This window comes from Acidovorax sp. GBBC 1281 (assembly GCF_028473645.1).
In the GTDB taxonomy this organism is placed as follows: Bacteria; Pseudomonadota; Gammaproteobacteria; order Burkholderiales; family Burkholderiaceae_C; genus Paracidovorax.
The window spans coordinates 4,509,995-4,526,077 of sequence record NZ_CP097269.1; the positions used below are offsets into that span (position 1 = coordinate 4,509,995).

The 16,083-nt window shown below is 66.5% G+C and carries 16 protein-coding genes; 4 read left to right on the forward strand and 12 right to left on the reverse strand.

Annotated features, from left to right (window positions below; translation table 11 throughout):
* Window positions 1-3: 3 nt before the first annotated feature.
* The 4 genes from glmU to M5C96_RS21145 form a co-directional block, all read right to left on the reverse strand.
* Complete coding sequence (glmU, locus tag M5C96_RS21130; RefSeq protein ID WP_272565103.1) at window positions 4-1,440, reverse strand: bifunctional UDP-N-acetylglucosamine diphosphorylase/glucosamine-1-phosphate N-acetyltransferase GlmU; 1,437 nt, start codon at window positions 1,438-1,440, stop codon at window positions 4-6.
* Between the two features lie 168 nt (window positions 1,441-1,608).
* Window positions 1,609-2,379, reverse strand: coding sequence for a Crp/Fnr family transcriptional regulator (locus M5C96_RS21135; protein ID WP_272565104.1), 771 nt, complete (start codon window positions 2,377-2,379; stop codon window positions 1,609-1,611).
* Window positions 2,380-2,664: 285 nt separating this feature from the next.
* Window positions 2,665-2,964, reverse strand: coding sequence for a DUF2917 domain-containing protein (locus M5C96_RS21140; RefSeq protein ID WP_272565105.1), 300 nt, complete (start codon window positions 2,962-2,964; stop codon window positions 2,665-2,667).
* A 194-nt stretch (window positions 2,965-3,158) separates the two neighbouring features.
* Complete coding sequence (locus tag M5C96_RS21145) at window positions 3,159-3,686, reverse strand: DUF2917 domain-containing protein (protein WP_272565106.1); 528 nt, start codon at window positions 3,684-3,686, stop codon at window positions 3,159-3,161.
* Window positions 3,687-3,804: 118 nt separating this feature from the next.
* Here M5C96_RS21145 and M5C96_RS21150 point away from each other — a divergent pair, with 118 nt between their 5' ends.
* Window positions 3,805-4,797 carry a LysR substrate-binding domain-containing protein gene (locus tag M5C96_RS21150; protein WP_272565107.1) on the forward strand — a complete coding sequence of 331 codons (993 nt, stop codon included), beginning with the start codon at window positions 3,805-3,807 and terminating at the stop codon, window positions 4,795-4,797.
* A gap of 33 nt (window positions 4,798-4,830) precedes the next feature.
* On the opposite strand, the gene tyrS is transcribed toward M5C96_RS21150, so the two are convergent.
* Window positions 4,831-6,066 carry a tyrosine--tRNA ligase gene (tyrS, locus tag M5C96_RS21155; RefSeq protein ID WP_272565108.1) on the reverse strand — a complete coding sequence of 412 codons (1,236 nt, stop codon included), beginning with the start codon at window positions 6,064-6,066 and terminating at the stop codon, window positions 4,831-4,833.
* Between the two features lie 178 nt (window positions 6,067-6,244).
* On the opposite strand from tyrS, the gene M5C96_RS21160 reads away from it, so the two are divergent.
* A complete protein-coding gene (locus tag M5C96_RS21160) occupies window positions 6,245-7,606 on the forward strand; it encodes a M23 family metallopeptidase (RefSeq protein WP_272565109.1) in 1,362 nt (453 codons plus the stop codon).
* Window positions 7,607-7,628: 22 nt separating this feature from the next.
* A complete protein-coding gene (locus tag M5C96_RS21165) occupies window positions 7,629-8,738 on the forward strand; it encodes an anhydro-N-acetylmuramic acid kinase (protein ID WP_272565110.1) in 1,110 nt (369 codons plus the stop codon).
* Between the two features lie 4 nt (window positions 8,739-8,742).
* Here M5C96_RS21165 and mdtD read toward each other — a convergent pair whose 3' ends face one another.
* From mdtD to M5C96_RS21200, 7 genes are all read right to left on the reverse strand, one after another.
* Window positions 8,743-10,167 (reverse strand): multidrug transporter subunit MdtD, encoded by a 1,425-nt coding sequence (gene mdtD, locus M5C96_RS21170; protein ID WP_272565111.1) that lies wholly within the window; start codon window positions 10,165-10,167, stop codon window positions 8,743-8,745.
* 95 nt (window positions 10,168-10,262) lie between these two features.
* Window positions 10,263-10,628, reverse strand: coding sequence for an iron-sulfur cluster insertion protein ErpA (gene erpA / locus M5C96_RS21175; protein ID WP_008907234.1), 366 nt, complete (start codon window positions 10,626-10,628; stop codon window positions 10,263-10,265).
* A gap of 59 nt (window positions 10,629-10,687) precedes the next feature.
* A complete protein-coding gene (locus tag M5C96_RS21180) occupies window positions 10,688-11,086 on the reverse strand; it encodes a bactofilin family protein (RefSeq protein ID WP_272565112.1) in 399 nt (132 codons plus the stop codon).
* A gap of 60 nt (window positions 11,087-11,146) precedes the next feature.
* Window positions 11,147-11,860: a DUF6776 family protein gene (locus tag M5C96_RS21185; RefSeq protein WP_272565113.1), complete on the reverse strand. Its 714-nt coding sequence runs from the start codon at window positions 11,858-11,860 to the stop codon at window positions 11,147-11,149.
* Between the two features lie 165 nt (window positions 11,861-12,025).
* Window positions 12,026-12,418: a 30S ribosomal protein S9 gene (gene rpsI, locus M5C96_RS21190; RefSeq protein WP_092745279.1), complete on the reverse strand. Its 393-nt coding sequence runs from the start codon at window positions 12,416-12,418 to the stop codon at window positions 12,026-12,028.
* Window positions 12,419-12,429: 11 nt separating this feature from the next.
* The gene (rplM, locus tag M5C96_RS21195; RefSeq protein ID WP_092745280.1) at window positions 12,430-12,858 is read right to left on the reverse strand and encodes a 50S ribosomal protein L13; all 429 of its coding nucleotides are present in this window, start codon (window positions 12,856-12,858) and stop codon (window positions 12,430-12,432) included.
* Between the two features lie 162 nt (window positions 12,859-13,020).
* Window positions 13,021-14,940, reverse strand: coding sequence for a serine/threonine protein kinase (locus M5C96_RS21200; protein WP_272565114.1), 1,920 nt, complete (start codon window positions 14,938-14,940; stop codon window positions 13,021-13,023).
* Between the two features lie 249 nt (window positions 14,941-15,189).
* On the opposite strand from M5C96_RS21200, the gene M5C96_RS21205 reads away from it, so the two are divergent.
* Window positions 15,190-16,083, forward strand: coding sequence for a 23S rRNA (adenine(2030)-N(6))-methyltransferase RlmJ (locus tag M5C96_RS21205; protein ID WP_272565115.1), 894 nt, complete (start codon window positions 15,190-15,192; stop codon window positions 16,081-16,083).

A 16,083-nucleotide genomic window follows, 5' to 3' on the forward strand; every position in this document is an offset into this window, starting at 1 on the left:
GGCTCAGGCCTTGGGCACCTTGGCGGGCCGTTTCCAGTTCTCGATGGTCACCTGCCGGCCGCGCGCCACGCTCAGGGCGCCGGGCGGGGCGTCTTTCGTGATGGTGGAGCCACCGCCGACCGTGCCGCCGGCGCCGATGGTGACGGGCGCCACCAACACGCTGTTGCTGCCGATGTGTACGTCGGCTTCGATGACGGTGCGGAACTTGTTGGCCCCGTCGTAATTGGCCGTGATGCTGCCCGCGCCGTAGTTCACACGCTCGCCCACCGTGGCATCGCCCAGATAGGCCAGGTGGTTGGCCTTGGCGCCATCAGCCAGCGTGGAGTTCTTCACTTCGACGAAGTTGCCGATGTGCACCTCGCGGCCCAGTTGGGCACCCGGGCGCAGGCGGGCGAAAGGCCCGATGAGGGCGCCCGGGCCGACCTGCACACCGGCTTTCTCGCCATCGATGTGGGTGTAGGGGTGGATCACCGCGCCCGCCGCGATGGTGGCGTTGGCGATGCAGCAGTGCGCACCGATCTGCACGCCCTCGCCCAGCTCCACGTGGCCGGTGAAGACGCAGTTCACGTCGATCTCCACGTCCTGCCCGCAGACCAGCCGGCCCCGGACCCCGATGCGGGCATCGTCGCGCAGATCGAAGCGCGCCGGGTCGGCCAGGCGCACGCCCTGCTCCATCAGCGCCGCGGCCTGGCGGGCCTGGTGGGCGCGCTCCAGCTCGGCCAGTTGCAGCGGGCTGTTCACGCCCGCCACCTGCAATGCGTCGGTGATGCGGTGGGCCACCACCGGCACCCCGTCGGCCACGGCCATGGCGACGATGTCGGTCAGGTAGTACTCGCCCTGGGCGTTGTCGTTGCGCAGCCGGGCGAGCCAGCCGGCCAGCCGCTGCGCCGGTACGGCCATGATGCCGCTGTACACCTCGGTGATGGCGCGCTGGGCCTCGCTCGCGTCCTTGTGCTCCGCGATGCCCTGCACTGCACCGGCGGCATCGCGCACGATGCGGCCGTAGCCGGTCGGGTCGGGCAGCGTCACGGTCAGCAGCGCGAGCCGCTCCTGCGCCGAGGCCTCCACCAGCGCGTGCAAGGTGGCGGCCTGGGTCAGGGGCACGTCGCCCGACAGCACGACCACGGTGCCGTCACCCGCCAGCGCGGGCATCGCCTGCTGCACGGCATGGCCGGTGCCGAGCTGCGGCTCCTGGCGGGCGAACTTCAATTCGAAACCGGCGCCGGAATCGCCCCCCGGACCGCCGGCGACGGCGGCCTCCACCTGCTCCGCCCCGTGGCCGGTGATGACCACCACGCGCCGCGCCTGCAGGCTGGCCGCCTGGTCCAGCACGTGGCGCAGCAACGGGCGCCCCGCCAGGCGCTGCAGGACCTTGGGGGTGCGGCTTTTCATGCGCGTGCCTTTGCCCGCCGCCATGATGATGATGTCCAGTGCTGTCATAAAAGGGTCCGTTCGGTTGCAGCCGCGCGGCACGGCGACCGGCGTCCCAGGGGAATCCGCCGATTATCGGCGCCCTGCCGCGCCCGCCAGGGGTTTTAAGATTGCTACAAAATTAATAGCAAAATGCCATAGTACTTATTGCACTGGAGGCCGATTTCACCCAAAAGCCTAGAGCAGGGGCACCGGCCGGGGGATGGTGTCGTAGTACTCGGCGATGCGGGCCAGCGCGCGCGGATTGATGATGCGCAGCCGCCCATCGGCGATCTCGTGCAGACCCAGTTGCGCCAGGCGCCGCAGCGTCTTGTTGGTGTGCACGAGCGACAGCCCGAGCGAGTCGGCGATGTGTTGCTGGGTGATGGGGAATTCGACGGTGCCGTTCTCGGACAGCCCCAGGCGGTCGAGCCGGCGGTACAGGTGCATGAGCAGCATGGCCACGCGCTCGGTGGCATTGCGCCGGCCGGTGGTGAGCAGGTTGTCGTCCACCATGCCTTCACCGCGCGCCGCGAGCCAGGTCACGTCGTAGCCCAGCCGGCCATGGTCGCGAAACAGCGACCACAGCCCGTCGGCCGGGAACACGCAGAACGCGCAAGGGGTGACGGCCTCCACACCGTGCATCGCGGTGTCGCCGAATTCCTGCTGCAGCCCCACCAGGTCGCCCGGCAGCAGGAAGTTGAGGATCTGGCGCCGCCCATCCGACAGCGTCTTGTAGCGAAACGCCCAACCGGTGTAGAGCGTGTAGAGCTTGCCGTTGGGCTGGTGCTCGCGGATCAGCGTGCCCCCGGCCGCCACGGTAGCGGTGCCGCAGCGGAACTGGTCGATGAACTGCAGCTCCTGTGGCGAGACGGGAGTGAAAGCGGAAGGGGTGTTGCGCAACCGGCAGGCATCGCAATGGCGCGGAATGGCGTGCGCCAGGGATTCAGAAGCAAAGTCCACGCTCATAAAGGCGAATCGGTGAGAACTGGTGGGCGGCGATTCTAGGCACACCAGGGTACTCCTCCCTATGTCTTTTGACACTGTGCACGGCACGCCACAGGCATTGCGCCAACGCGCCAGCGCCGATTGACTTTCTCCCCCGCCGGTAGGGATTTCATCAGCCTGCCGGCCGGCCCTGAAATGTCAAACGGGCCGGGAGCTTTGCCAGCTTCCGGCCCGCCTTCGGCGCCACCGCGCCAGTTTCCTGCGGCCTCGCTGCGATTCCCTGGAGGAACAGCAGCGAGACGGACTTCAGGCGCAGCAGGCTTCGCCTTGCGTGGAGCGGACCTTCAAGGCACTGTCCGCATGGCGCACCACCGCCGAAGCGCTGAAGCGGTACTGCACGGCATCGCGGCCCAGAGGCTCGATGACGGCATGCTGGCCGGCCGCCACCCACAGGGTCTGGCCGGCATTGAGGAAGACGTCGCCGGCCGCCACATCGCGCTCACCGTTCGGGCCGTCGTCCAGCGTGACCCAGGCATGGCCCGACATCACGCGCAGGGCCATCGGCACACGGGGGCGCAGGCTGTGGGCATTGCCGGTGGCCAGCATGCAAATGTCTTTCGCCTCTCCGCGAGGCAAGACAGCGGATTGTTGAAAATTCAGAACATTTGAAGCGGTCATTTCTTTCTCCTGGAAAACCCTAGCAATGTGCCTATCATGCGTCTGGCGCCGTGGCACCGTCCAATGAAAACGCCCCAGGCGATTCATGCCGGAACCACATCAATGCGAAAGACCTCTCCGATCTATTCGCATTGCGCATCAATGCAGGTCCGAGGGGCCGCCGTCGGCGCCCAGCGGCCTGCGACCGCCCACTGCAGCAGCCCCTTCACCAGCCGGGCTGCAGCCCACGCCGCCCCGCGCAAAGCCCCCACCAAGTCCGCCCAAGGCGCTACGACGCCCCGCGACCAGGCCTCGGAGTGCACTGCGAGCGCTGGCAGGGCGACCGGATCCCAGCGAAATTGCACGCCTTCGGCCAGCGCGCCACCCGAAAGCGCGGCCCGACCGCCGTGCCACGGCTCGATGACGGCATGGACCCCGGGCTCGAGCACCTGCTCATCGCCTTCGCCCAGGAAACAGTCGCTGGACAACGCACCCTCGCGGCCCGCCACCGTGAGCCAGACGCCGCCGCGCTCGATGCGCAGCCGCGCCCGCTGAGTGGGGTACAAACCCAAGGCGCGGCGCGGGGGCAAAATCCAGCAGCCTGCCATGGTCCGGGCCGACGCAGCGCCCACCCGGGATTGTTGCGATTCCAGAACGGAAGGGTTTGACATGGAGCGCTCCTTGCATGGATCTTGGTGTTGACAGGACTGGATATTCGGCCCATCACCCCCATCCGGTCCAATGAAAAGCCGGAGATAATTTGATTCCCCAGCCTCATCAATCCCAGCCATGAATCTGCCTGCCCCCATCACCCACCTGCGTACCCGGCCAGTGGCGGTCGGCCACTGGCGCGCCTTTCTCGCGGTGGCCCGCCATCTGAACTTCCGGGCGGCCGCGGAAGAGCTCTCGCTCACCCAGTCGGCGGTCAGTCGCCAGATCCAGGCGCTGGAAGAAGAAGTGGGCGTGCCGCTGTTTCTGCGCCACACCCGGGCGGTGGAGCTGACCAGCGCCGGCGCGCAGCTGCAGCGGGCCGTCGCCCCGGCTCTTGAACGCATGGATGCCTGCGTGCGGCTGGTGCGGCAGACCGCGGGCCGCAAAAGCGTGGCCATCACCACCTGGGCCAGCTTCGCCTCGATGTGGCTCATTCCCCGCATGGAGGAGTTCCAGCGCGAAAACCCCGACATCGACATCCGCATCGACGCGAGCGATGTGGCCGTGGACCTGGAAACCGCCGACGTGGACCTGGCCCTGCGCTACAGCCTGCCCAGCGCCAACATGAGCGGCTCGCAGCGCCTGTTCGGCGAGCAGCTGGCCGTGGTGGCGAGCCCCTGGCTCATCAAGAGCAATCCGCCCATCCGCGGGCCCGCAGACGTGGCGCGCTTCACGCTCATCGAAGCGGGCGATGCGCACCGCACCATGCACCTCGAATGGCTCACCTGGCGCCGCTGGTTCGAACTCAACGGGCAGGAAAAGCTGCAGCCCAAGCGCTGGCTGTACTTCAACTACGCCCATCAGATCGTGCAGGCCACGCTCACCGGCCAGGGCCTGGCCCTGGCGCGCATGCCGCTCATCGCCGACGCGCTGGCGTCGGGCGATCTGGTGGAAGTGCTGCCGGGCTACCGGCTCGATTCACCGCTGGCGTACTGGCTGCTGGTGGGGCCGCGCAGCGGGCAGCGGCCGGAAATCCGGGCGTTCTGCGCCTGGCTCACCCTGCAGGCACAGGCCACGCGCGAGGCCATCGGCGACGTGCCCGACCCCGACCTGAGCGACAACCTGGATTGACGCGCGTGCGGCGCATGCCGCGATCCGGCGCGTTCAGGCGCTGAGGGTGACCCGCGCGAACTTGCGCTTGCCCACCTGGAGCACGTAAGTGCCCGCTTCCAGCTTGAGCCCCTTGTCGCTGACGACACCGCCGTCCACACGCACGCCACCACCATCGATCAGGCGGCTGGCCTCGCTGCCGGAAGGCGCCAGATTGGCTTGGCGCAGCAGCGCGCCGATGCCCAGCGGCGCCCCGGCCAGGGCCACCTCGGGAATCTCGTCGGGCACCCCGCCCTTGCTGCGGTTGATGAAGTCCGCCTCGGCCGCATCGGCGGCCGCCGCGCTGTGAAAGCGCGCGGTGATCTCCTTGGCGAGCATCACCTTGGCGTCCTTGGGGTTGCGGCCCGCCTCCACCTCGGCCTTGAGCGCGGCGATCTCGGCGAGGGACTTGAACGACAGCAGCGTGTACCAGTCCCACATCAGCGTGTCGGAGATGGACATCACCTTGGCGAACATGGTGTTGGCGTCTTCCGCAATGCCGATGTAGTTGTTCTTGGATTTCGACATCTTGTCGACGCCGTCCAGACCCACCAGCAGCGGCATGGTGAGCACGCACTGCGGCTCCTGGCCGTACTCCTGCTGGAGATGGCGACCCATGAGCAGGTTGAACTTCTGGTCGGTGCCGCCCAGCTCCAGGTCGCTCTTCAACGCCACCGAGTCGTAGCCCTGCATGAGCGGATAGAGGAATTCGTGCACGCTGATCGACTGCCCGGTCGAAAAGCGCTTGTGGAAATCGTCGCGCTCCATCATGCGTGCGACCGTGTACTTGGCGGCGAGCTGGATCATGCCGGTCGCGCCCAGCGGCTCGCTCCATTCGCTGTTGTAGCGGATCTCCGTCTTGGCCGGGTCCAGCACCATGCTGGCCTGGCGGTAGTAGGTCTCGGCATTGGCCTTGATCTGCTCGGGGGTGAGGGGCGGCCGGGTGCTGTTTCGGCCGGAGGGGTCGCCGATCAGGCTGGTGAAGTCGCCGATCAGGAAGATCACCTGGTGCCCCAGGTCCTGCAACTGGCGCATCTTGTTGAGCACCACGGTGTGGCCGATGTGGATGTCCGGCGCCGTCGGATCCAGCCCCAGTTTGATGCGTAGCGGCACGCCGGTCGCCTCGGAGCGTGCCAGCTTCTTCGTCCATTCGTCGCGGGGCAGCAATTCGTCAGCGCCCCGCAGCGATACCTCAAGCGCCCGTCCTACACCATCGGTGATTGGGAATGTTGTAACAGCAGATTGATTCATAAGGGTTTTTTGGGGGTTTCCGGGGCGCTCGTCGTTATACTCCGGCCCACATTTGCAGTGGCGGATTCTAGTGGTCCTGCCGGTTCGGACCCTTGCACCGAATGGCTGCAGCCTGACCTAAGCTCGTGCGTTCCGCCCCCACCCGGCCCGAACGCACCTCACCCTGGGGTAAGACACTTTGAACAATGGCTTGACATCCGCCAGCCTCGCACTGCTGGACCGGCTATCGCGCATCGCCCAGAACCATCCCAAACGCATCACCGCCGCCATCGCAACGCTGTTGCTGACGGGCGGCGGCGGCGCTTTCGCCGTCGCCTCCTTCGCGCCGGACCCCGCCGACCTGCCCCGCAGCACGGTCGAATACGCGGTGGATTCGCTGGCCAGCGATCAGTCCCTGCCGGCGCTGGTGGACATTCCCAACTATTCCCTCTACCGCTCGGACCAGACCCGCAGCAGCGACACCGCCGAAGCCATCCTGCAGCGCCTGGGTGTGGCGGACCCCGCGGCCGCGGCCTTCCTGCGCAGCGACGGCCAGGTGCGCCAGACCCTGCTGGGCCGCTCGGGCCGGTCCGTATCGGCAGAAACCACGGACGACCACCGCCTCATCAGCCTCACGGCGCGCTGGGTCCAGGACGACAGCGGCAACTTCCGCAGGCTGGTCGTGCAGCGCAAGGGCAACGAATTCACCTCGCGCGTCGAGACGGCGCCGCTCACCGTGGGCACGCGGCTGGCCGGCGGCATCATCCGCAGCTCGCTGTTCGCCGCGACCGACGCTTCCAACATTCCCGATGCCGTGGCGACGCAGATCGCCGAGGTGTTCGCCAGCAACATCGATTTCCACCGCGCCCTGCGCAAGGACGACCGGTTCTCGGTGGTCTACGAAACGCTCGAAGCCGATGGCGAGCCGCTGCGCAGCGGCCGCGTGCTGAGCGCGGAATTCCATAACAACGGCAAGACGCACGACGCCGTCTGGTTCCAGGACACGCCCGCCTCCAAGGGCGCCTACTACACGCTGGACGGCGAGAGCATGCGCCGCGCCTACCTCACCTCGCCGGTGGAGTTCTCGCGCATCTCGAGCGGCTTCAAGATGCGCTTTCATCCCATCCTGCAGAAGTGGCGTGCTCACCTGGGCACCGACTTCGCAGCGCCCACCGGCACGGCCGTGCGCACCGTGGGCGACGGCACGGTCGATTTCGCCGGGGTGCAGAACGGCTATGGCAACGTCATCTACGTCAAGCACCGCAACCAGCACGTCACCGTGTATGCCCACCTGAGCCGCATCGACGTGCGCAAGGGCCAGAGCGTGGAGCAGGGACAGACCATCGGCGCCGTCGGCGCGACGGGCTGGGCCACCGGCCCCCACCTGCACTTCGAGTTCCGCGTGGATGGCCAGCACCAGGACCCCATGGTGATCGCCCAGCAAAGCGAAGCCGCCACGCCGGTGTCCAGCGCCTCGCGCGCCGCCTTCAACCGCCTGGCATCGAACATGCGCATCCAGTTGTCGGCCGCCGCCCAAGTGCAGCAAGCCAGCGCCCAGTAAACGCGCTGCGCGTTCCGGCCCCATGCCAGCGCTGTACATCGGGCTCATGTCGGGCACATCGCTCGACGGAGTCGACGGGGTGCTGGCAGATTTCTCCGAGAAGAAATGCAAGGTCGCGCAATATGCATGCGCGCCCTTTGCTCCTGATTTAAGAGCAGAGCTGCTCGCACTCAACACACCCGGTGCCGACGAACTCCACCGCGCGGCGCTGGCCGGAAACGCATTGGCGCGCGCCTATGCCGGCGTGGTGCACACGCTTTTGAGACAGGCCGGCCTGCCACCCTCCGCCGTTCGCGCCATCGGCGCCCACGGGCAGACGGTGCGCCACCGTCCCCAGACTTTTGACGGCACCGGCTACACGCTGCAACTGGGCAACGCTGCCTTGCTGGCCGAATCGACGGGCATCGACGTGGTGGCCGACTTCCGCAGCCGCGACGTGGCGGCAGGCGGCCAGGGTGCGCCGCTGGTGCCGGCGTTTCACCAGGGGGTGTTCGGCCAGTCCGGCCGGACCGTCTGCGTATTGAACATCGGCGGCATCTCCAACCTCAGCGTGCTGGGTGCGCAGGGTGCGGTGCTGGGATTCGATTGCGGGCCCGGCAACGCGCTGATGGACCACTGGTGCCAGCAGCACACGGGCCAACCGTTCGACCGCGACGGTGCCTGGGCCGCCAGCGGGCAGGTCCTGCCCGCACTGCTCGGCGCACTGCGGTCCGAGCCGTATCTGTCGCAGCCACCGCCCAAAAGCACAGGGCGTGACCTTTTCAACCCCACCTGGCTGGAAAGGCACCTGCCGGCGTTCGCATCGGCCGCCCCGGCCGATGTCCAGGCCACGCTGACCGAATTCACGGCCAGTGTCTGCGCCGATGGCGTTCGCCGTTTCGGCGACGGCGACAGCCCGTTGATCGTGTGCGGCGGTGGCGCCCTCAACAGCCACCTCATGCGCCGATTGCAGGCGCTTGCGCCTGGGGTCGCCGTATCGGCCTCCGACGAGCACGGCATGCCGGCCCTGCAGGTGGAAGCTGCCGCCTTCGCCTGGCTGGCCCACCGAGCCGTGGAGCGGCGCAGCGGCAATCTGGCCAGCGTCACCGGCGCGGCGGGGCCGCGCATCCTGGGCGCGATCTACCCCGCCTGATGGCTCAGACGTGCTCCGGCACGTCGGGCACATCGTCCGCAGCCGCGCCGCTTTCGGAGTCGCGTGGAGACAACTGCCAGAAGATGCCTGCCGAGGCGATGGTCACCAGCCCCATGCAGGCGAACGTACCCTGGAAGGCCCACAGCGTCTGCTGCGCGCCCCCGCTCCCGAAGTGGCCCGTGAATGCCGAGAGCACCCCGCCCGCAGCAGCCACCCCCATCCCCATGGCCACCATCTGCACCATCGACAGCAGGCTGTTGCCGCTGCTGGCCATGCCCTGGTTCAAGTCCTTGAGGGTGACCGTGTTCATCGCCGTGAATTGCAGCGAATTCACCGCGCCGAAGATCGCCAGTTGCACGATGTGCCACCACAGCGGCTGCGAGGGGGTCGAGAGGGCAAAACTCGCCATCGTGATCCCCACCATCAACGTGTTGCCCACCAGCACGCGGCGGTAGCCGAACCGCGTGATCAATGGCGTCGTGAAACGCTTCATCGACATCCCTGCCAATGCGACCGGCAGCATCATCAGTCCGGCATGCAGGGGGGTGTAGCCCATCGTCACCTGCAGCATCAGGGGGATGAGGAAGGGCATGCACGAGCTGCCCAGGCGCGAAAACAGGTTGCCCAGCAGCCCGATGCGCAGCGTGGCCACCGAGAACAGCCGGGGCGAGAACAGCGGGTTCGGTTTGCGCGCCGCATGGAGCCAGTACGCCACCAGGCTCGCCAGCCCGAAAATCAGCAGCACGAGCACACTCGCCTGCCGCAGCCCCAGGCTCGACAGTCCATCGAGCGCCAGAGACAGCGCCGCCATGCCGAAGGCCAGCATGAGATAGCCCGCCAGGTCGAAGCGGGCCACCGGGGCGCCGGGCACGGCCGGCATGTACCGCAGCGTCGCCAGGCACCCGATCAGGCCGACCGGCACGTTGATCAGGAAGATCCAGTGCCACGATGCCACCTCCACCAGCCAGCCACCCAGCGTGGGGCCGATCAGCGGCCCGATGAGGCCTGGGATCGCCACGAAGCTCATGGCCTGCAGGAATTTCTCGCGCGGAAAGGTGCGCAGCACCACCAACCGGCCCACCGGCAGCAGCAGCGCACCGCCCAGGCCCTGCACCACCCGCGCCGCCACCAGTTGGTCCAGCCGGCTCGACACGGCGCAAAGCACCGATCCCACGACGAACAGCACGATGGCGCTCAGATACACCCGCCGTGCGCCGAATCGGTCAGCCACCCAGCCCGATGCGGGGATCAGCAGCGCCATGGACAGCGAATACGCCACCACGACCGATTGCATGCGCAGCGGACTTTCCCCCAGGCTGTGCGCCATGGTGGGCAGGGCCGTGTTGACGATGGTGGCGTCCAGCGTCTGCATGAAGAACCCGACGGCCACCAGCCACAGCAGGATTTGAAGGGAGCGCTCTTGTTGCATGCCGTTCCGATCAACGGCGGTAAGGTGTTCCGCCGCACATGCCCAGCAAAAAGCCGCCCGAAGGCGGCTTTTGAGTCAGGCGAAAAATCGCGCCATCAGGCGGAGAAACTCGATCCGCAGCCACAGGTGGTGGTCGCATTCGGGTTCTTGATGACGAACTGAGCGCCCTGCAGGTCTTCCTTGTAGTCGATTTCGGCACCGACCAGATACTGGTAGCTCATGGCATCAATGAGCAGCGAGACGCCGTTCTTGGTCATGGTGGTGTCGTCTTCGTTCGTGATTTCATCGAACGTGAAGCCGTACTGGAAGCCCGAGCATCCGCCGCCCTGGACGAACACACGCAATTTCAGGTCGGGGTTGCCTTCTTCGGCAATCAGGTCAGCCACCTTGGCCGCCGCGCTGTCGGTGAACAGGATCGGGGCGGGCATTTCGGTCTGGATGTTTTCGGCTACGGCGCTCATGGAGTGCTCCTTCGGGAGGGTTTACCATCGATGGTACTGCAATGCCCCTCGAATGTGGGTCAGCTGGCGTTTGACGCCAACTTCAGTGTGGGTTTTTCCTCGACCAGCACGGTCGATGGGCTCATCTGTCCCGATATCGTGGCACCTTGGTGCATTTCAAGCGATTTGTAGTGCACGTTGCCGGTGATGCGGGCCTTGGGCTGCAATTCCAGCAGTTCTGCGGCATGCACCGGTCCGAGCACCGTGCCGTTGACGATCACGTGGGCCGCGTGCACCGCGCCTTCGACCCGGGCGGACTCCGATATCACCAGAATGCTGGGCTGCTCGTCGCTGGCCCGCACGTCCCCCGCTACCTCGCCATCGATCCGCAGGCCCTCGGAAAACCGCACTTCGCCGTTGATGCGGGTGCCATGGGCAATCAGGCTCTTGATCGGGGGCTGCTTCTTGCGAGAGAACATGGAACACTCCAGTCGGTTGGCGCGGGAGGGAATGGCCCATTGCCGACGCCGCCACCGCCGCTATTCTTCGATGCTCAGGGTCTGGGTGGCACGCACCGCACTGCCCTCCAAGACCCGCGCGGTCACGGTTTTTACCACGGCATTGCCGGGCAAAGGCCACAACCCTTCCACCCGGCGGTACTGCTGGAACTGAAGGGGCTGCCCATCCGCAGGCATCGCCTGTGTCCAGGGGCGTCCATCGCGCGTGCCTGCCAGCAGCAACTCCAGCCGCCCACGGAACTCCGGCGCATTGCGCACCGGCTGCATCACCAGCACCTGCCAGCGCAACTGATTGCCGCCGATCACGTCGGCCTGCAGTCCACGGATGCTGACGCCCTCGGTCTTGCCTGCAGGAATGAGTTTTTCGAAAAAGCCCAGATCGTCCCGGAGGGCGCGGTTGTCCGCCTCCAGCTGGCGCATCTGGGCCATCAGGCGATCCATCGTGGTGCGCTCCGCGGTCAGCAGCGTGCCGGTAGAGCTCGACGTGTCCTTTTGCAAGCGCTGCTCCTCGCGCAACTGGGCTACCTCTTCGCGCAACCGCACCAGTTCGGCCCGGGAGCGGGAGTCCAGGCCTGCGATGCTCTTGCCGAACTCGAAGGCCCAGAGCGCCAGCGCGGCGCACAGGCCAAAGAAAATGGCCAGCAGCACCCAGCGAACAGGCCATGGCATCGCGCTGCGGACCGACACCCGCGGGGCACTGATGGTCAAACGGCGCCGTAGCAGCTTGAGTCGCATGTTTCCCTATCCAACAAATGGAGGAGCAGAAATGAAAAAACCGCCGGACAGGCGGTTTTCTGAAGCCGGAAAGCACCCGAGAGTGCTTTCGGCCGACTGACATGCCCCTCTTGCAGCCTTTGTAAAGGCGCAGTACGGCATGGCAGTCTTTTGCAGTGGCGAAGCTTAACGCTTGGAGAACTGCTTGGCGCGGCGTGCAGAACGCAGACCGACCTTCTTCCGTTCGACTTCACGTGCATCGCGGGTCACGAAGCCGGCTTGGCTCAGTGCGGGCTTCAGCGTTGCGTCGTAGTCGATCAGGGCGCGGGTGATGCCGTGGCGGGTGGCACCGGCTTGGCCGGATTCACCGCCGCCGTGCACGTTGACCTGGATGTCGAAGGTTTCGACATGGTTGGTCAGCGCGAGCGGCTGCTTGGCGATCATGATCGAGGTTTCGCGGCCGAAATACTGCTGAATGTCTTTGCCATTCACAGTGATCTTGCCGGAACCCTTCTTGAGAAACACGCGGGCGACGCTGGACTTGCGACGGCCGGTGCCATTGTTCCATTCACCAATCATCTCAAGGCTCCTTAGATTTCCAGCGCCTTGGGCTGCTGGGCGGTGTGGGGATGCTCAGCACCGCCATACACCTTGAGTTTCTTGATCATCGCGTAGCCCAGGGGACCCTTGGGCAGCATGCCTTTGACAGCCTTTTCCAGCGCGCGGCCGGGGTGCTTGGCTTGCATGTCGCGGAAGTTCGTGGCCGTGATACCGCCAGGGTAGCCCGAATGGCGGTAGTACACCTTGTCCAGGGACTTGGTGCCGGTGACCTTGAGCTGAGCGGCGTTGATGATGACGATGAAGTCACCGGTATCGACGTGAGGCGTGTAAATGGCCTTGTGTTTGCCGCGCAAACGGAGAGCAACTTCGCTGGCTACTCGTCCGAGGACCTTGTCGGTCGCGTCAATCACAAACCACTCGTGCACGACCTCAGCGGGCTTTGCGCTGAAAGTAGACATGAGTTTCTCTTTTCAAAGAACGGGGGGTTTGTCGGTCCTTTTCCACGGTCGGTGCATCTCTGAAGGAAGCCTCTTAGGTGGTGTGAATGCTCCGCCGCGGGACCAAAAAAGCGCTGCGAAGCCCGCCATTATACGAAGCGGCGGAAAAATGCCAAGGCAGGGCTATTGGGACAGCATCGTGCGGCGGCGTTCTTCGGCTTCCAGCCGGCGGCGGTTCTCGACGCACAGCGGGTGGTTGGCCACCGCCGCGTTCTGGCATTGCTGGTGGATGCACATCGGTCGGGCGATGAATCCGGCGTTGGCGCACGCTTCGTCCGGCCCCGCCACGCGTGCGGCCGCAGGCTTGGGCGCTGCCGCTGGAGCTGGAGCTGGCTCGGGCGATGCAAGCGCTTCCGCAGCCACGGCCGCTGGCGTGGGCTCAGCCACCTTGCGAGGGACAGGCTTGGGCCGTGGTGCCGATGCAACAACGAATGCGGGCGCTGCGGCCACTGATGCAGCGGATGCGGCTGGCAGCGCCGGTGCGGCGGCCGCTTCATCGACCACGGGGATCACTTCGGCAGGCGCAGAGGCCACCGGCGCTGGCGGCTCGGCCAGTTCCGTGATGATCTGGTCTTCCGGGGTGTACTTGGTGGGATGGCGCGTGTCGCGCGAGGCGTTCCACCACAGTCCGGCAGCGATCACAGCCACGGCCGCCACGCCGGCGCCCGCCCAAAGCAAGGGACGGCGGCGCACACCAGCGGCGGCCGATGCCGGCGGTTCCTCGCCCGCAGCCTGGCTGCGGCGGGTCTTCGGACGCCCCAGCCTTTCCGGATGCTGAGGACGGCGCTCCTCGAAAACCGTATCGCCACCTGTCACGGTATCTGCCACCTCTTGTCCTCCATCCATGAAAACCGTGTCATGCCCATCGGACACCACGGTGTCGCCCGCCTCCTGCCGATCGATGTGCAATTGCGCACCCGTGTCCACCGTCGGCGCCTCCACCACAGCGGCCAGAGGCGCAGGCAAGGGTGCGCCCACCGCCGGCAAAGGAACCGAGGTGATGTCGATCATGGGCACCGCCACGCCCGTGCCATGCCGGTCGGCCGGCTCCACCCAGATATCGCCCAGCTCGGCGCGGAAATCGAACTGATCGATGCCCTCCGGCGGAGCGACCATGTCCATGGTGCGCAGGAATTCGTCGATGCTCTGGGGACGCTCGTCCGGCCGCAGGGCCAATGCCTGTGAAATCGCGGCCACGAAGGGCGGGGAATATTCGACGCCGAACTGGCGCCGCACGGTCTTGGCCACCCGTGAAAACGGCACCATGCGGTCGCGGATCGACCGCAACGTGGCCGGCAGCGGCGTGTCGTTGCACAGGCTGCCATGCACCACAGCACCGAGGGCATAAAGATCGCTCCACGGGCCCTGCCGCAGATCGCTCTCGCCGTCGTTGTACTGCTCGATGGGCGCGTAATTGACCTTCAGGACCGCCGTGTGCTGGTGCCCGTGGTCGCTGATCGCATGGCGTGCAGCCCCCAGGTCCAGCAGCACGGGAGGGCCGCTGTCCTGCAGAAAGATGTTGTCGGGCGAAATGTCGCGGTGCAGCGTCTGGCCGTCGTGCAGCACGCGCAGCGCGCTCAGCACCGACCACAGCATCTTGCGCAGCCAGGCCTCGGGCGGCGGCGTGCGCATGTGCGCGCGGGCCTGCTTGAGCGTCATGCCCGTGTAGAGCGGCATGACCATGTAGGCGGTGTGATTGGCTTCCCAGAAGCGAAAGACCTTCACCAGCGAGGGGTGGTCGAACTGGGCAAGCAGCCTGGCCTCGCTCACGAACGAGGCCAGCCCCGCCTGGAAGGATTGTTCCTGGGTGGAAGACCGCACCCACAGCGACTGTCCCTGTGCGCGCGCCGCCAGCGCCGAAGGCATGTATTCCTTGATGGCCACGAAGCGCAGGAGCGAATGGTCGAACGCCTTGTAGACCATGCCGAACCCGCCCACCCCCAGCAGCGAAAGCACCTCGAACTCCCCCAGGCGCGTCCCGGCCGGCAGGGCGTCGACGTGGTGGACGTCGGTCGGGGGTTCGGTGCTGGTGATGGCGGACATGGTGACGGCTGGGCTTTCGGGCGGCAATGGTGCACCAGCAACGGCGCACCCGGCAACGGACAAGTGGATGGATTGCAACACATTGGCCGAAGCCGCCATCATGCAGCAAGCCCGCTCCCTGGCGGCAACAAGGCGCCCGGCGACTGCTCCAAGCCATCGCACCGGCAGCGCCCCGGCCTCCACTGCGCCACGATGAAGCGGGCACGATCACGCGGCACCGGGCGGTGCGTGGTTACCATTGGCCCCATCATGTTCAGTTACCGCCACGCCTTCCATGCGGGCAACCACGCCGATGTGCTCAAGCACACGGTGCTGATTGCCACTTTGCAACACCTTACGCAGAAAGACGCAGCGCTCACCGTGCTGGACACCCATGCCGGCGCCGGCCTGTTCCGGCTGGACGGCGACTATGCCGCCACGAGCGGAGAGGCGGGGGACGGCATCCTGCGCCTGGTGCCGCCTGCCGTGCTCAAAGAGCCCCTGGCGCCCGCTCTGCAGGCCTACGTCGACATGGTCGGCGCCTTCAACCAGGGCAATGTGACGCGGGTCTATCCCGGCTCGCCCTTCATCACGCAACGCCTGTTGCGCGACCGCGACAAGCTCAAGGTGTTCGAACTGCACCCGACCGACCTGCGCGCGCTGGCCGGCAACGTGGCCCAGCTGGAGGCAGGCCGCCAGGTGGCGGTGCTGCATGAGGACGGCTTCGAAGGCATCAAGAAATTCCTGCCCCCACCGGCCCGCCGCGCTCTCGTGCTGTGCGACCCCAGCTATGAAATCAAGAGCGACTACGGGCGCGTCCTGGACATGGCCGCAGACTCGCTCAAGCGCTTTGCGACGGGCACCTATGCCGTCTGGTACCCGATCATTCCCCGGCCCGAAGCCCATGACCTGCCGCGGCGGCTCAAGACGCTGGCCACCAAGGCCGGCAAGTCGTGGCTGCATGCCACGCTCACCGTGAAATCGAGCAAGGTGACGGGGGCCGCGGACGGACAGGCCCGCCGCCCGGGACTGCCGGCCAGCGGCATGTTCCTGATCAATCCGCCGTTCACGCTGAAAGCAGCGCTCAAGCCCGCGCTGCCGCAAATGGCCGAACTGCTGGCGCAGGACCACCACGCCTCGCACACGCTCGAGTCGGGCGGCTGA